This window comes from Phenylobacterium sp. (assembly GCF_044236515.1).
Classification (GTDB): domain Bacteria; phylum Pseudomonadota; class Alphaproteobacteria; order Caulobacterales; family Caulobacteraceae; genus Phenylobacterium.
The window spans coordinates 1-16105 of the sequence record NZ_JBIIGK010000063.1 but is presented as its reverse complement, the minus strand read 5'-3'; the positions used below and the strand labels follow the sequence as shown (position 1 = coordinate 16105).

12 protein-coding genes are annotated in these 16105 nt (G+C 69.0%); 7 read left to right on the top strand and 5 right to left on the bottom strand.

From position 1 onward, the window contains the following. The 4 genes from ACILRF_RS08555 to ACILRF_RS08540 form a co-directional block, all read left to right on the top strand. A partial coding sequence (locus ACILRF_RS08555) for a hypothetical protein (RefSeq protein WP_395671873.1) occupies positions 1-1317 on the top strand: 1317 nt, incomplete at its 5' end. Between the two features lie 66 nt (positions 1318-1383). Then, positions 1384-1797: a c-type cytochrome gene (locus ACILRF_RS08550; protein ID WP_395671871.1), complete on the top strand. Its 414-nt coding sequence runs from the start codon at positions 1384-1386 to the stop codon at positions 1795-1797. A 35-nt stretch (positions 1798-1832) separates the two neighbouring features. Continuing rightward, positions 1833-2240, top strand: coding sequence for a cupin domain-containing protein (locus ACILRF_RS08545; protein ID WP_395671869.1), 408 nt, complete (start codon positions 1833-1835; stop codon positions 2238-2240). A gap of 67 nt (positions 2241-2307) precedes the next feature. Beyond that, on the top strand, positions 2308-2673 hold the full coding sequence (locus ACILRF_RS08540; RefSeq protein ID WP_395671867.1) for a c-type cytochrome: 366 nt from the start codon (positions 2308-2310) through the stop codon (positions 2671-2673). Between the two features lie 37 nt (positions 2674-2710). Here ACILRF_RS08540 and ACILRF_RS08535 read toward each other — a convergent pair whose 3' ends face one another. Continuing rightward, positions 2711-4240, bottom strand: coding sequence for an amidase (locus ACILRF_RS08535; RefSeq protein ID WP_395671865.1), 1530 nt, complete (start codon positions 4238-4240; stop codon positions 2711-2713). A gap of 56 nt (positions 4241-4296) precedes the next feature. Further along, the gene (locus ACILRF_RS08530) at positions 4297-5994 is read right to left on the bottom strand and encodes an amidohydrolase (RefSeq protein ID WP_395671864.1); all 1698 of its coding nucleotides are present in this window, start codon (positions 5992-5994) and stop codon (positions 4297-4299) included. 291 nt (positions 5995-6285) lie between these two features. On the opposite strand from ACILRF_RS08530, the gene ACILRF_RS08525 reads away from it, so the two are divergent. From ACILRF_RS08525 to ACILRF_RS08515, 3 genes are all read left to right on the top strand, one after another. After that, the gene (locus ACILRF_RS08525; RefSeq protein ID WP_395671862.1) at positions 6286-8832 is read left to right on the top strand and encodes a TonB-dependent receptor; all 2547 of its coding nucleotides are present in this window, start codon (positions 6286-6288) and stop codon (positions 8830-8832) included. A 298-nt stretch (positions 8833-9130) separates the two neighbouring features. Next, complete coding sequence (locus ACILRF_RS08520; protein ID WP_395671860.1) at positions 9131-10645, top strand: malonyl-CoA synthase; 1515 nt, start codon at positions 9131-9133, stop codon at positions 10643-10645. Positions 10646-10650: 5 nt separating this feature from the next. Continuing rightward, positions 10651-12546 carry an amidase gene (locus ACILRF_RS08515; RefSeq protein WP_395671858.1) on the top strand — a complete coding sequence of 632 codons (1896 nt, stop codon included), beginning with the start codon at positions 10651-10653 and terminating at the stop codon, positions 12544-12546. On the opposite strand, the gene ACILRF_RS08510 is transcribed toward ACILRF_RS08515, so the two are convergent. The 3 genes from ACILRF_RS08510 to ACILRF_RS08500 are packed head-to-tail and all read right to left on the bottom strand — an operon-like array spanning position 12530 to position 15994. Then, the gene (locus ACILRF_RS08510) at positions 12530-13267 is read right to left on the bottom strand and encodes a S8 family serine peptidase (RefSeq protein ID WP_395671856.1); all 738 of its coding nucleotides are present in this window, start codon (positions 13265-13267) and stop codon (positions 12530-12532) included. The genes ACILRF_RS08515 and ACILRF_RS08510 overlap by 17 nt on opposite strands. Beyond that, complete coding sequence (locus ACILRF_RS08505) at positions 13254-14987, bottom strand: ABC transporter ATP-binding protein (RefSeq protein WP_395671855.1); 1734 nt, start codon at positions 14985-14987, stop codon at positions 13254-13256. Before ACILRF_RS08505 ends, ACILRF_RS08510 begins: the two co-directional genes overlap by 14 nt. Then, positions 14984-15994, bottom strand: a complete 1011-nt coding sequence (locus ACILRF_RS08500) for a hypothetical protein (RefSeq protein WP_395671854.1) — start codon at positions 15992-15994, stop codon at positions 14984-14986. The genes ACILRF_RS08505 and ACILRF_RS08500 overlap by 4 nt, the downstream gene beginning before the upstream one ends. Positions 15995-16105: the final 111 nt, after the last annotated feature.

Genomic DNA, 16105 nt, shown 5'->3' with positions numbered 1-16105 from the left:
GCCGCGCCGGTGAAGGCCGGAGCGTTCACCGATCCGGACGGTGATTCCGGAGCCGGCGGCGGCGCGGCCGAGGTGCGGGCGCGCATCGCCCAGTACCCGATGACCGAGGCCGCCAAGGCCAAGATGATCGAGCTCGAGACCTCGACCCGCGACGTCCTGCCAGGCAAGACCGCCGAGGAACGGCGCGAGATTCTCAGCAAGATCAGCTACGCGCAGTTCCTGCGGACCTACTGGGAGGTCCCGGAGGAGGTCATCGCCTTCTTCCAGAAACGGCCGCACGGCCTATGGGGCGTCGGCATCGACGCCATGTCGGCGTGGGGCTCCCTGCGGTCGTCGTACCCGGGCGGCAAGGGGACCATGCCGCCGCGGCCGAAGCACGGCAGCGATGGCGGCGACTCCGAGGGCCACAAGGACGCCTATATCCACCACTTCCCCGACGGCAACGCCTCGGTGGCGCGGTTGCTGGTCCGCCGGCTGGCGCCGGGCTCGGCCCCGGGGAACACGATGGAAGACATCGTGCTGGCCGACTTCGACTATTCGACCCTCGACCGGCCGCAGAACAAGGTCCGCATCCGCCTGAATTCCACGGCCGTGCGGGTGCGCAACGACGGCGACCGCGTCGACGTCGGTTATGTCGGCCGCGACGGCCGGTTGAAGCGGGTGCGGGGCAAGGCGGCGGTTCTCGCCTGCTACAACAGCATGATCCCCTACATCCTTGAGGGTGTCGGCGACGATCAGGCCGAGGCGCTGCGAATGAACGTGAAGGCGCCGTTCGTTTACACCAACGTCGCGCTGCGCAACTGGCGGGCCTGGAAGGCGCTTGGGGTCAACCATGTCAACAATCCGGGCGGCATGTACTCGTCGATGTCGCTGGATTTCCCGGTCAGCCTCGGCACCTACCAGTTCGCCCGCACGCCGGATGATCCGATCGTCGTGCACCTGCTCTACGTGCCGACCGCACCCGGGGAAGGGCTAATGCGCGAGCAGTATCGCCTGGGCCGCGCCCAGCTCTACGGCATGACCTTCGCCGACTTCGAAAACCCGCTGCGCGACGAGATGACCCGCATCCTCGGGCCTGGCGGCTTCGTCTTCGACCGCGACGTGGCGGCGATCACGGTCAACCGCTGGGGCCACGGCTACGCCTTTACGCCCGAGCCGCTGAACACCGATCCGCAGCAGGGCGCGCGCGAGGAACTGGCGCGACGTCCGGTCGGCAGGGTGACGATCGCCAACTCCGACGCGGGCTGGGATGCTTATACGCATGTCGCCATTGATCAGGCCTACCGCGCCGTGGCTGAGATCGCCGAAATGAGCTGACTGGTATAGGAGAGGGGCGACGACTCTGGGTCCCAGGACTCAGGATCTTCGATAAGGAAACGAAGAATGAGAAAAAACACGACGTTGCTGGCCGTCTCTGGCGTGCTGGCTTTGGGAGGGGCGCTTGCCGTCGCGACAGCGAGCCAGGTCTTGGCCGAAACGTCGGCCGCATCGTCGCCGGGGGTGGCGGTCTACGCCGGCAAATGTGCGGCCTGCCACGGGGTGGAGCCCTCGGGCGGCGAGCATGCGCCGCCGCTGGCCGGCGCCGACTTCTGGAGCAAGTGGGAGGGCCAGCCCGCCCGCGCACTCTACAGCCGCATCATCAGCACCATGCCGATGGACGCGCCCGGAACGCTGAGCGAGGCCGAGACCCTGGCGCTGGTCGACTACTTCGTTCGCCTCAACACCGGCACCGAGCTCGTCGCCACGGTCAAGACGGCGAACGAGCTGAACGCCCTCACCATGCCGGCGGCCAAATAAGCCACGGCCAAAATCCATATTAGGGAGACGACTTCATGCTGCGTAGTTCGATCATCGCGCTCGCCCTGTTCGCCGCCGGCGCCGCCGCGGCCCAGGAGCATCCGGTAAAGGTCTCGCCGGCGGACGCGGCCGGCCCGGTCTTCAAGCGCGCCGGCGCCCAGACCGAAGCCAACGGCAACCTCGATTTCCTGATGCTCGGCTCGACGGATAAGACGTTCACGAGCGGCGTCTACAACGCCCCCAAGAAGCACAGCTTCAAGACCGACGGCTATCCGGTCGACGAGTTCATGTACTTCTTCAAGGGCGGCGTGACCCTGACCTCGGCCGATGGCACGGTGACCAAGATCGGTCCCGGCGACGCGGTGACCCTGGCCAAGGGCTGGAAGGGCACCTGGGAAAGCGACGGCTATTCCAAGTTCTACGCCATCTACGACGACAAATAAGACCTGGGATCGCCGGCGCGGCGACGCGCCGGCGTCCTGCCTGACATCTGTTTTCTGGAGATCCGCCTTGAAGTCTGGTTTCGCTTTCGCCGCTGCGGCGGCCCTCGTGTTCGCGGCGTCGTCCGCCGCGGCCCAAGTCGCCAAGCCGCCGGCTTTCGCCGCCTGCCAGTCCTGCCACGCCGTGACCAAGGGCCAAAAGTCGGGCATGGGCCCGAACCTGTTCGGCGTCGGCGGCCGCAAGGCCGGCACGCTGGCCGACTACAAGTACTCGCCGGCCATGGTGAAGTACGGTCAGCCCTGGACCCGCGCGAACCTGATCGAGTTCATCAGCAACCCGCGCACCGCCGTCCCCGGCACCAAGATGATCTATCCGGGTCAGAAGAACCCGCAGATCGCCGGGCAGCTGGCTGACTACCTGCTGTCCCTGAAGTAAGACATCAGGCCGCCCGGCTTACGGGCGGCCCGTTTCCTCAGGCCGCCCGCAAGGCGGGCGGGAGGCGACGCTCGGTCCAGCGCGTCGCCTGGTCGTAGGCGTGCGCGACCTCCAGGCATGCGAGGTCGCGTCGCCGCGGCGCGACGATCTGCAGGCCCATCGGCAGGCCCCGGGCATCGAAGCCGGCCGGCACCGCCATGGTGGGACAGCCGCTCATGGTGATCAGCACCATCAGCTTCATCCACTCGTGATAGGTCTGCATCTGCTGGCCGGCGATGACCTGCGGCCAGCGCTGCTCGACCGGGAACGGGAACACCTGGCAGCCGGGCAGGACCAGGTAGTCGTAGCGATCAAACAGGTCGGCGATCGCGCGGTGCCACTGGTTGCGGACCGCCAGGGCGTTGGTGACGTCGAGGGCCGACAGCTTCATCAGCGACTCGACCTCGAACCTCGCTTCCGGCTTCATCAGCGCCCGGCGGGCGGGGTCGTCATAATAGGCCTTGAGGCCGGGGCCCGACTCCCAGGCGCGCAATACCTTCCAGGCGTTCCAGACGGTGTCGACCGACATGGCGGGCAAGGCTGGCTCGACGGAAACGCCGATGGCGTCGAACGTCTTCAGGGCGGTCTCGCACAGGGGCAGGACGCCGGGCTCGAGCGGGACCTTGCCGCCGAAGTCCCCGAGCCATGCGGCCCGCTTGCCCTTCTGGTCGCGGCCGATGGGACGGGCGAAGACCGCAGGATCCTCCTCGAGGGACAACGGCGAGTGGTCGTCGAATCCGGCCATCACGGAGAGCAACAGCCCCAGGTCCGGGACGCTGCGGCCCATCGGCCCAGGCACGCTGAGCCCAGCGTAGAAGCCGCCCGGGGCGTAGACCCGGCCGAAGCTTGGGCGGAAGCCGAAGACGTTGTTCCAGGCGGCGGGATTGCGCAGCGAGCCCGCATGGTCGCTGCCGTCGGCGACCGGCGCCATGCGCATCGCCAGCGCTACGCCGGCCCCGCCGCTGCTGCCGCCGGCCGAACGGCTGAGGTCGTAGGGGTTCCGCGTCGGGCCGAACACCTCGTTGAAGGTGTGGGAGCCGAGGCCGAATTCCGGCGTGTTGGTCTTACCGATGAAGACGCCGCCGGCCTGGCGCATGCGGCTCACGAAGGGGGCGTCGGCCTGGGCGATGTTGTTGCGCAGGAACGCCGCGCCGGAGGTCGTCGGCAGGCCCTTCACGGCGGCGAGGTCCTTCACCGCCAGCGGGAAGCCGAAGAGGGCGCCGGGCGTCGCCCCACGGGCCAGCTCGGCGTCCTTCGCGCGTGCCTCGGCCAGCAGCGGCTCGCGCGGTACGCGGCTGACGATGGCGTTGACCGGCCCGTTCTGGCGGTCGACGTGGTCGAGATAGGCGCCCATCACCTCGACGCAGGAGACCTGCTTGCGGCGAATGGCGTCGGCGAGCTGCACGCCGCCCATCGCCACGATCGGGTTGAGGCGCGCCGGCTGCGCGACGGCGAGGCTGGGCGCCGCGGCGAGGGCGGAGGCCGCCGCCAGAAGTCCGCGCCGCGACACCGGAAACTCAGACGCCATGCTGCTCTCTCGCTGAACGGGTGGTGGGGGCGCCGAGGGCTTCGGCGCGCCGGCTGTCAGGCCTGGTAGACGGTACGCCCGCCCGCGACGGTTCGGAAGATTTTGATGTCCTTGATCTTCTCGGGGTTCGCCGTGTGCGGATCCTCGGCGAGGACCACGAAGTCCGCGAGCTTGCCCGGCGTGATCGAGCCCTTGATGTTCTCCTCGAACGAGGCGTAGGCGCCATTCAAGGTCTGAACCTTGATGGCCTCGGCGACGGTTATTCTCTGGTTGGCGCCCCAGGTCTCGCCGTTCCAGCCCTTGCGGGTGACCATGCCCTGGATGCCCATCAGCGGCGCGAACGGACCGGGCCGGAAATCGGAGCCGGCCGTTGCGTGGATGCCGGCATCCAGGAACTCGCGGAACGGCATCGCCCGCTTCATCATCGCCTCGCCGTAGAACTTGAACTTGTCGGAGTTGTAGTAGGCGTAGGTCGTGAACACCGCCGGCACGACGTTCAACGCCTTCATCCGGCGCAGGATATCGTCGTTGATGAAGGTGCAGTGGGTGATCTTCCAGCGCGCATCTCGGGTCGGATAAAGGCGGTTGGCGCGCTCGAAGGCGTTCAGCGACATCTCGATCGCCGCATCGCCGTTAGCGTGCAGGTTCACCTGGATCCCGGCGCGGTGCACGCGCTCGACCCAGGCGTTCAGCTCGTCCTGGGTGAAGGTGATGTTGCCTTGGTAGGGCGAGTTCGAGCCCGGGTAGGGGTGGCTGAGGCCGGCGGTGCGCTCCGAGAACGAGCCGTCGGTGGTGTGTTCTGACGTCGCGCCGAACCGGATCCACTCGTCGCCGACGCCGGTGCGGATTCCGTTCGCGATCTGCGCGTCCAGCATCTTGCCGCTGGTCTCATAGCTCACCCGGTGGAGCAGGTCGCCGCGCGCCCGCAGGGTTTGCAGCATGCCCAAATCCGGGCCCCCATTGTGATGGACGCCGGTCAGGCCGTAGCGGGCGAACTGCTTGGAGATGTGCGCCGCGCCGGCCAGTTCGCGCTGGTATTCCTGCTCGGGCGTGAAGGTCTCGCGCTTGCCGACGTTCTCGAACACCCGGCGGGCGGTGTCGGTCACCCGGCCGGAGAGCTCGCCGTTCGGCATCTTGTCGTAGGTGCCGCCCTGGATGTCAGGCGTCGCCTTGGTGACGCCGGCCATCTGCAGCGCCTTGGTGTTGTAATAGGAAGTGTGGCCGCCGCGGTGGCGGACCACGACCGGATGCGTGGTCGAGACCTTGTCGAGGTCGAAGCGGTTGATCTCGCGGCCGTCGCGCACCTTGGTGTCGTCGTAGAAATAGCCTTCGATCCAGTAGTCCGGCGGCGTCTGCTGCGCCTTGGCGCGGAGCTTTGCGATGATGCTGTCGAGGGTGACGAACTCGACCTCAAACGGGTTGCCGACCAGCACGTCGTACAGAAGGTTCGTGCCGTACGGGTGGCAGTGAGTGTCGATGAACCCGGGCACGATGGTCATGCCCTGGGCGTCGAAGGTCTGGGTCCCAGGGCCGGCGAGGCTGCGGATTTCCTCGTTGGTTCCCACGGCGGTGAATCGGCCACCGGAGATCGCCAACGCCTGAGCCCGCGGCGCGGCGTCGTCCACGGTGTAAACATTGGCGTTCACGACAACGAGGTCCGGCCGCAGGGTCGCGGCGAGCGAGAGCCCCGGCCAGGCGGCGGTGAGCGCTCCGGCGCCGGCGAGCAGGGTCCGGCGGCTTTGGTCGATCGTCATCTCGGCATCCTCCCCGTGGCCCTCTGGACCCAGCGCCCGTTCTGGGCTGCCGCAGGCATTCAGAGGCGTGATCCCACGGCCGTCAAGGCCAAGCCGGAGACCAGTGTTCGGGAGAATGGGCGCAGCGCGCCTCCCCGAGGAGGATTTGTGAGGTTTTCATGTCACGCCTAGTCCGTCAAATGATGCCATCCGCTACCTGGCATTGTGATCACACCGGTCGCCGATATGGTCCCACGCCATCGAGTCAGGGCCCGATCAACGGGCTCCAGCACCCAAAGGGGGAATGTCGAAGTGAGTAACCCAGTACAAGGTAGCGTTGCGTATCGTCGTCTGTGGCTCTCTGGCGCGTCCGCCCTCGGCCTGCTGCTGACGACGGCCCCGGCTGCGGCCCTTGCCCAGTCCGAACCGGCCGACGGCGCGATCGCCATCGACGAGATCGTCGTCACCGCCACCCGCTCGGCCGTCCAGCTGTCCAAGGTCCCGATCAGCGTCGCCGCCGTGTCGAACGAGCAAATCCAGAACCGCGGCCTTAAGGAATTCGGCGACGTCGTGCGCCTGACCCCCGGCATCGCCCTGGGCGCCAATAACCGCCTCGCCATCCGCGGCGTGTCTTCGTCCGCCGGCGCGGCCACCACCGGCGTCTACCTCGACGACGTGCCGATCCAGGTCCGGCAGGTCGGCTACACCGCGGCCAACGTCTTCCCGACCCTGTTCGACCTCGAGCGCGTCGAAGTTCTGCGCGGCCCGCAAGGCACCCTGTTCGGCGCCGGCTCGCAGGGCGGCACCGTCCGCTTCATCCAGCCCGGTCCGAACTTCAGCGGTTATGAAGGCCTCGCCCGCGCAGAAGTCACCAAGGTGCGCGGCGGCGGCTCCGGCTACGAAGCCGGCATGGCCATCGGCGGCCCGATCATCGAGGACAAGGTGGCCTTCCGCGCCAGCGCCTATCACCGCCTGACGCCGGGCTACATCGACCGGGTGGTCGGCCAGGCCTTCATCGAAGACCCGACCATGCCGCCGGTCCGCGACGACGCCATGCGCTTCAACGTGACGGGCGCGCCCTACAAGAATTCGAACTGGGCTGAGGCCAGCTCGGCCCGCGGCGCCCTGGCCATCCGGGCGACCGACAACCTGACCATCACCGTCTCGCTCAACGCCCAGAAGAACTACGAGCACGACCGCAACAATTCGGTCTGGACGTCGCTGACCGACGCCGGCGCGGGCGAGTTCCGTACGCCTCTGTGGCAGAGCGGCCCGACCGGCTCCATCGTCAACGGCGTTCAGCTGACCCCGATGGAAGCGCCGGAACTGAACCGGGCGAAGGACACGCTCTACGTTCCATACGTGAACGTCGAGTGGGCCAACGACGACATCCGGATCATCTCGACGACCTCGGCCCTCGAGCGCGACAGCGACCGCTGGCTCTCGGATTCGTCGTACCTCTACAACTACACGCGCATCCCGGTGATGCCGAACGGCTTCCGCTCGGCCAGCCTCTATGAGGATTGGCAGAACAACATCACCCAGGAAATCCGCGTCCAGTCGGTGGATCCCGACCGACGGCTGACCTGGCTGGTCGGGGCCTTCTACACGCGCAACCGCCAGGGCTCGATCGAGAGCATCTTCTCGAACTTCATGCGCAATGCGCCGACCCAGTTCGGCGACGCGCCCAACTCGCCCTTCCCGGGCGCGGGCACGTTCCTGAACACCTACGGCATCGAGCCGGGTCCGAACTCGCTGATCTACTACTCGATGAGCCGCACCCGCGAAGTGCAGCTGGCCGGCTTCGGTCAGGTGGACTTCAAGATCACGCCGGAACTGACCTTCACGGTCGGCGCCCGCTATGCCCAGAACAAGCTGCAGGGCGAGATCTACCAGGACGGCCCGGAGAATAACCTCAACGCGCCGTACGGTTCGGACTGCACCACCCCGGGCGGCTGCACCCCTGGTGTGGGCGAATGGGCTCCGGTCTTCGTCCGCGAGGGCATGAAGAACAAGGAAAAGGTCTTCAACCCGAAGTTCAGCCTGTCCTGGCAGCGTGACCCCGACAACCTGTTCTACGCCACGGTGGCCAAGGGCTTCCGTCCGGGCGGCGTGCAGGAGCGCCTGCCGGGCGTCTGCTTCGGCGAGCTGGAGAACTTCGGCTACGTCGACGGCTCCGGAAACGTGGTCTCCCCGACCTCGTACGACAGCGACAGCGTCTGGAGCTACGAAGCCGGATCCAAGAACCGGGTTCTGGATGGCCGCCTGTCGGTCGACGGCAGCGTCTACAACATCAAGTGGAAGAACATTCAGACCCGCGTCACCCTGCCGGACTGCGGCTACGCCCTGACCGACAACATGGGTACGGCCACCTCGCGCGGCTTCGACCTAGCCCTGAGCGGCCGGGCCACCGACAATCTGACGCTGTCGGCGGCGATCGGCTACAACTCCACGAAGTTCGACGAGACCAACCCGGCGTTCCAGAAGGGCGACTACGTCCCCGGCGCCGGCGCCCCGTGGGTGCTCCGTCTGTCGTACGACTACACGCGCGAAGTGTCGGACTCGACCGAGTTCTACTCGCGTGGGGACGTCGTCTATAACTCCAAGCCGCGCCTGACCGGCTCGGTGAACCCGAACAGCCCGTCCTACCAGCCGCTGGACCTGCCTGAGCCGGAGACGACGGTGGTCAACGCCCGCCTGGGTGTGATCATGAACGACGTCGACCTGTCGCTGTTCGCCAACAATCTCCTAAACCACCACGAGCGTCTGGGGCGGACCTATACCCGCCGCAGCGTGCTGTTCACGGAGACGTACATGCGTCCCCGGACGATCGGCATCGCGGCCATGGTTCGCTATTGATCTGATCTTCGCTGAGCCGAGCATCGAGCGCCGCCCTGCGAAGGGCGGCGCTTTTTTCTTGCCGCGAGCCGGCGACATTCCACTTCGTGATTACGGCGGGGTGATCTCCCGAAACTGCCGTCCGGCGATGAGACGATGAACGTTCGGAGGCGATCCAGGCGGGCGGGTCGGCATATGCTCGACGACGATTCGTATGATCGCACGCCGACACGTCCTGACCGTGTTGGCGAACAGGGGTCCTGAGTGCAAAACACCAGGGCCGCCGTGGCGGCGCCGAGCCGAGGAGGAAGCTGAGGACGTGGCCAACCTTTACGACCGACTGTCACGCCAATTTCCCAAGGATCGGGGCGCGCCGTTTGCGACCCTGCCAGGCGGGCGGGTGGTCACCTACGCGGCGCTGGAAGCCCGGTCGGCGCAATACGCGCGGGTCCTGCAGGGGCTCGGGCTGGCCGTCGGCGACCGGGTCGCGGTCCAGGCCGAGAAGAACCTCGACATGCTGATGCTCTACCTCGGCTGCTTGCGGGCCGGAGCGGTCTTCCTGCCGCTCAACACAGCCTACACGGCCGGGGAACTCGACTATTTCATCGCCGACGCCGAGCCGGCCCTGGTCGTGTGCGATCCGACACGGCTGGAGAGCGTCGCCGAGATCGCCGCCCGGCGAGGGGCGCCGCACGTCCTAACCCTCGACGCAGCCGGCGCCGGCACGGCGAGTGCGCGGGCTGACGCCGCCGAGCCCGAGTTCGCCACCCTGGACCTGCCGGACGAGGCGCTGGCGGCCATCCTCTACACCTCCGGCACGACAGGCCGGTCGAAGGGGGCGATGCTGAGCCATGGCGCCATGGCCTCGAACGCCTTCGCCCTGGCCGAATGCTGGCGCTATGGCCCGGAGGACGTCCTGCTGCACGCCCTGCCGATCTTCCACACCCACGGCTTGTTCGTGGCGACGAACGTCACCCTAGCCTCGGGCGCCGCGATGATTTTCCTGCCCGGCTTCGATCCGGACGCGGTGATGGCGGCCTTGCCCTCGGCGACGGTAATGATGGGCGTGCCAACCTTCTACATCCGGCTGCTCAAGGACCCGCGGTTCACGCGCGAGGCGGTGGCGCACATGCGCCTCTTCGTCTCCGGCTCGGCGCCGCTGTCCGCGGACGTCCACCGCGAATTCGCCGAGCGCACCGGCCACGCCATCCTGGAGCGCTACGGGATGACCGAGACCAACATGAACACCTCCAACCCCTATGACGGCGAGCGCCGGCCGGGCACGGTGGGGCTGCCGCTGCCCGGGGTCTGCGTGCGGATCGCCGACCCGGAGAGCGGCCGGGTCCTGCCGCAGGGCGAGGTGGGGGTGATCGAGATCAAGGGGCCGAACCTCTTCCACGGCTACTGGCGGATGCCGGAGAAGACTGCGGCCGAGTTTCGCGACGGCTGGTTCATCTCCGGCGATCTCGGGCTGATCGACGATCACGGCTACGTCTCCATCGTCGGCCGGGCCAAGGACCTGATCATCTCCGGCGGTTACAATATCTATCCGGCCGAGGTTGAGACCGCGCTCGACGAGCTGCCTGAGGTGCGGGAGTCCGCCGTGGTCGGCGCGCCGCATCCGGATATGGGCGAGGGCGTGGTGGCGGTGGTGGTGCCGCGCGAGGCGGGCTTCGCCGACGCCGAGCGGCTGACGACGCAGCTGCGCGACAAGCTGGCCCGGTTCAAGCAGCCGCGGCGCATCGTCTTCGTCGACGAATTGCCCAAGAACACCATGGGCAAGGTCCAGAAGTCCCTGCTGAGAGAACGGCTCGCCGACAGCTTCCAGAGTTAAGCGCCATGACCCTACGCCGCTTGGCGGCCGCGACCTGCGCGGCCCTCACCGTCGCCTGTCCGACCGCACCGTCAGCCGCCGGGCCGCAGCGCGGCGACGTCGTGTTCGAGGCGGCGATCCCCGACCTGCAGACGCAGATGGCCCAGGGGCGGCTGACCTCCCAGGACCTCGTACGGGCCTATCAGGCGCGCATCGCCGCCTACGACCATGCCGGACCCGGCCTCAACGCCGTCGTGACCCTCAATCCCCGGGCCCTGGCCGAGGCCGCAGCGCTGGATGCCGAGCGCAAGGCGAAAGGGCCGCGCGGCCCGCTGCACGGCATCCCTGTGCTGCTTAAGGACAACTACGGCACCGCCGACATGCCGACGAGCGCCGGGGCGCTGGCCCTGGCGACGTTCCGGCCGCGGGAGGACGCGACCCAGGTCGCGCGCCTGCGAAAAGCCGGCGCGGTCATTCTCGGCAAAACGACGATGCACGAGCTGGCGTCTGGGGTGACGACGGTGTCGTCGCTGACCGGCTACAGCCGCAATCCATACGACCCTCAGAGGTCGCCCGGGGGATCGAGCGGCGGGTCCGGGGCGGCGGTGGCGGCGAGCTTCGCCGCGGCGGCGCTGGGCTCCGACACCTGCGGCTCGATCCGCATTCCGGCCGCCTATCAGAACCTCTATGGCCTGCGGGCGACGCGCGGCGTCTCGAGCCGAGCGGGTATCGTGCCGCTCTCCGACACCCAGGACATCGGCGGTCCGCTGGCGCGCAGCGTCGTCGACCTGGCGCTGATGATGGACGCCACTGCGGGCGCCGATCCCGAGGATCCCGTCACCACCGACCCCGCCATCGTCCGCCCGGCCAGCTATGCCGCCGCGATTGGGGCGAGCGACCTGCGCGGCGCGCGGATCGGCGTGCTTCGCGACGCGGTCAGCCCCGCCACGGAGGACCAGGAAGGCGTCGAGGTCTTCGACCGCGTCCTGGCCCGGCTGAAGGCTGAGGGGGCGGAGGTCGTCGACGTCCGGCTGCCCGGCGTGGCTGACCTCATCAAGGCATCGACGGTGATCCCGTTCGAACTTCGCGAGGATATCGACCGCTATCTCGACGCCCATCCGGAGGCGCCGGTCCATTCGCTGGCCGACCTTCTGGGGCAGGGGCTGCATCATCAGGAGCTCGATCCGGGCCTGCGGCGCGGGCTGAACGCCGGGCGGGCGTCCGAGGGCCACGCAGCGGCGCTGCGCATCCAGGCGACGATTCGGCAGATGCTTCTGCAGACGCTGGCCGAGCAGAAGCTGACGGCTCTGGCCTATCCGACCAGCACTCGCCGCCCGCCGGTGGTCAGGGCCGACGATTCCGGGGCGATCACCAACTGCCGCTACAGCGCCGCGACCGGCCTGCCGGCGATCGCCGTGCCGGCCGGATTTGGCCGCACCGGACTGCCATTCGGCTTCGAGTTCCTGGGGCCGGCCTATTCGGAGCCGACCCTGCTGAGGCTGGCGCATGGCTGGGAGCGCGCGGTGCAGCCGCGGCGCGCGCCGTTCAGCACGCCTGCCCTGGTCGACGGCCGTGGGCCGGCGGCGCAGGACTACCTCGCCGTCGCGCGGTCCGGCGGCGCGACCCTGACGGCGACTTTCCGCCACGATCCGGGGCAGGGCGCGCTGGACGTGGCGCTGGGTCCGCTGGCGTTGCCGCCGGGCGAGGTGATCGGCCTTGCCCTCCATCGCAGCGACGAGAAGGGCGCCGCCGGGCCGGTGATCGCCAACCTGATGCTGCCGGGCGGGGCGATCGGCGAGCGGCGCGTGGTGCTGCAGGAGGCGGACCGCCAGGCGCTGGCCGCCGGCCGGCTGCGCGTTCGGCTCTACACGAGGGCCACGCCGCTTGGCGGGCCGCCTGCGCCTCTCAGCCTCGGCCGCTGACTGTGGAGGCGAGGAGGGCGGCGCGCACCGTCGCCGGATCGGCCGCCCCGGCCAGGCTTTCCCACGCTCGCGCCGCGAGGCCGGTGACGTTGGCGGTCGCGAAGCTGACGCCGTGCAGGTTGCGCCGCTGCGGGACGCCTGGGATCGGCCGCGGATAGCCGGAGGCGAAGACCGCAGCGCCCCCCGACCCGCCCGGGCGGCAGCCGTGCCGCGGGCAGTCCCAGTCGACGCCGACCCCGAGCACGCCGGGCGAGGCGCCGGGATAGAAGGCTGTGCCCTCGACGTCGTGGGCGGCAACGATCAGCGCCTTGGCGGACAGGGCGTGGTCAGCGGCGCGGGCGAAGATCTCCGCATGGGCCGGGTTGGTCGAGCCGAGGCTGAGGTTGATCAGGTCCATGCCGTTGGTCACGCACCAGTCGATGGCGTGCAGCAGGGTGGCGGCGTTGGTGCGCAGGGCGGTGTGGAAGACCTTGATCACGAAGACCTCGGTCTCGGGCGCCTTCTCCTGGATGGCCGCCACGACGGCCGTGCCATGGCCCATGCGGTCGGCCCAGGCGGCGGGGGTGTGGTCGGCCGTGCCGTCGGGCGCCATGTCGAGCCCGCCGGCGATCCGAACGATATGCGGGTGATCGGGGTGAGCGCCGCTGTCGATCACCCCGATGCGGACGCCGCGACCGGTGGCGCCGGCGAAGGGGCCAAGGTCCTCCTCAGCGTCCGCCACGCCGGTCCTCGCGCCACGAGATCCGCGCCTGACCGCCGTCGAGCGTGACGATGCCGTCGGCGATGTCGGCCAGCGCCGGCTTGTGGGTGATCACCACGAGAGTGGCGTCGGGCAAGGTGCGCCGCAGGTTGGCGGCGATCACCGCCTCGGTTTCGGCGTCGAGAGCGGCGGTCGGCTCGTCGAGGATCAGGACGCTGGGTTTGCGCAGCAAGGCGCGGGCCAGGGCCACCCGCTGCCGCTCGCCCGCCGAGACGGCGAGGCCGCGCTCGCCGACCGGGGTGTCGAGCCCCTGGGGGAGGCGGGCGATCATCGGCGCGAGCCCGGCCGCCTCCGCCGCCGCCTCGATATCGGCGCGGGCCGCTTCCGGGAGGGCGAAGCCGATGTTGCGGGCGAGGGTGTCGTTGAACAGATGCGGGGTCTGATCCAGCAGGATGACGTGGCGGCGCAGGTCGTCGAGTCGCAGATCCCGCAGGTCGTGGCCGTCGACCAGAATCCGGCCCTGATCGGGATCGAGGTAGCGGACCATCAGGTCGGCGAGGGTGGATTTGCCGACCCCGCTGGGGCCGAGGATGGCGACGAAGGCGCCGGCCGGGATGTCGAGTTCGACGCCGGCCAGGACCGGCTGGCGGTCGTAACGCATATGCACCCCTTCGAAGCGTATGCCCTGGGCGACGTCGTGGAGGGAAACGGCGCCCGGGCGCTCGGTGACCTCGGCCGGGGTGTCAAACAGCTCGAAGATGCGGGCCAGCGACACCCGCGCGCTGGCCAGGGTCGAGGCCAGCCCCATGAGCACCTGGACCGGGCTGAGGAGGCGCATGTGATAGGCCATGAAGGCGACGAGGGCGCCGATGGTCATGCGATCGTGCATGATCTGCCAGCCGCCATATAGGATCACCGCCGAGGTCGAGGCGGTCAGGATGGTGCCCGGCAGGGCGCCGCTCATGAACGAGGCGACCTGCATCTTCAGCATGGTTTTGACGAAGGCGTCGTTGCGCGCCTTGAACCGCCCGGCCTCGTGTTCGCCGGCGCGCAGGGAGACGACGGCGCGCATCCCCAGGATGCTGTCGACGAACAAGCTGCCGAGGTCTGCGCTGCGCTCGCGCAGCTGGCGGGTCAGGTCGGTGAGCTTGCGCTGGTAATAGACGAAACTGACCAGGCAGGCCGGCACCAGGACAACCCCGACCAGGAACAGCTTCCAGTTCAGCACCAGCATCATGACGACACAGCCGACGAAGAAGATCAGGTTGCTGAGCACCGACAGCAGGCTGTCGGCGGCGGCGCGCTGCACCTCGCTCACGTCGTTGTTGAGCCGACTCATCAGGTCGCCTAGCCGGAACCGGGCGTAGAAGCGCGGCGACAGCGACTGCAGATGCCGGAACAGGGTGACGCGGATGTCATAGAGCATCGCCGCCGACAGCGAGACGTAGCGATAGCTGGCCGCGATGTTCAGCACGAAGCCGAGGACGGTGACGGCGAACATCAGCGCCGAGATCGAGACCAGCGCCTGCATGTCGCGCTGGAGCAGGGCGTCGTCGATCAGCAGCTTGGAGATGTAGGGCTGTACGAGGCCGAGGCTGGTGGCGACCATGCTGATCAGCAGCACCAGGGCCAGGCGCCAGGCGTAGGGGCGGATGTAGGGGCCGAGGCGGCGATACGACCGCCAGTGGGCGACCGGCGGTGCGGCCGGCGACGCGGCCGTTTCGGGCGGGCCCTGACTCAAGACGAAAACTCCCGCGCGACGAGGTCGAAGCCGCGTAGCTGGTACTTCGGATCGCCCGCTTCGGCGAGCCGCGCCGTGCACCAGTCGTAGCCTTCGGCCAGGGCCTGCAGCTCGCCGTCCCACCACGCCGTCGCGTGCCCGGAGCGATAGAAGCTGGCGCACAGCCCCAGGTGCCGGCGCATGGCGGCGGTGAGCATCGCCTGATAGTGGCTGAGGAGGGCGCCGGCCGGTCCGCACTTGTCGATGGCGACGATCACCGCGGCGGCAAGGATCGCCTCACGCACGGCGTTGGCGACGCCGTCGCCGCAGATCGGGTCGAAACCGACCGCCGCCGTGCCGCAGGCCAGCCAGCCGTCGCCGCAGGTCGGATCGGAGAGGCGAGGGGAGGAGTCGAAGGCCCCCGCCGCCGAGCCGGCCGGCTCGATGCGCCGGGCGACAACGCGGCTCTGCGCCAACAGATCGTCGGCGGGCGCTCCCACAGCCAGTAGCCAGCCCTCGCCGGCGCCGATGGGGGCGACAAACAGCCAGCCGCCGTCCAGGGATTCCACGAGGCAGGCGCTGTGGTCCGCGGCGTCGCGGATGCGGACCGGAAGCGCCGATGCTCTACGGGCCCCGAAGCGCATCTGCGTGTGGGGGGCGCCGAGCGGCGAGGCCGCGTGGATCACGAAGTCGCCGGGCGCCTCGGTCCCCGTCTGGGCCGGCAGAGGGGGGAGGGCGGCCAGCAGAGCGGCCTCCGAGACCGCGACGCCGCTGTGGGGGATGGAGACGGGCTCGCCGCCGGGTCCCCAGGCCACCAGCCGGCGGTCGACGTGGAGGTGGCCGGCGAGCAGGGTGGGGGTATCGAAAATGTCCCGGATCAAGCTCAAGGCCTGATCACCGAGCACCACGACCGGCACCCTCGGGCCGGAGGACGGCTCGACGACCACCGGCAGGCCGGCGCGGGTCAGGAGGTGGGCGCAGCACCGCGCAGCGACGCCGTCGCCGCGGATGCGTATGCCGAGGCTCATCGGCCGTACTCCGCGCCAGCGGAACCGGCCGACCGTCCGATCAGCGGAACGAGAGCATCCCCGCCATGGTGATGTCGCCGTTCAGGTCCCAGGTCCGCTCGTGCTTCAGCG

Bases quoted from the DNA above. Each gene is read 5' to 3' on its own strand.
- ACILRF_RS08545 (WP_395671869.1), top strand. From the start codon at position 1,833: ATGCTGCGTAGTTCGATCATCGCGCTCGCCCTGTTCGCCGCCGGCGCC.
- ACILRF_RS08515 (WP_395671858.1), top strand. From the start codon at position 10,651: ATGACCCTACGCCGCTTGGCGGCCGCGACCTGCGCGGCCCTCACCGTC.
- ACILRF_RS08550 (WP_395671871.1), top strand. From the start codon at position 1,384: ATGAGAAAAAACACGACGTTGCTGGCCGTCTCTGGCGTGCTGGCTTTG.
- ACILRF_RS08500 (WP_395671854.1), bottom strand. From the start codon at position 15,994: ATGAGCCTCGGCATACGCATCCGCGGCGACGGCGTCGCTGCGCGGTGC.
- ACILRF_RS08530 (WP_395671864.1), bottom strand. From the start codon at position 5,994: ATGACGATCGACCAAAGCCGCCGGACCCTGCTCGCCGGCGCCGGAGCG.
- ACILRF_RS08535 (WP_395671865.1), bottom strand. From the start codon at position 4,240: ATGGCGTCTGAGTTTCCGGTGTCGCGGCGCGGACTTCTGGCGGCGGCC.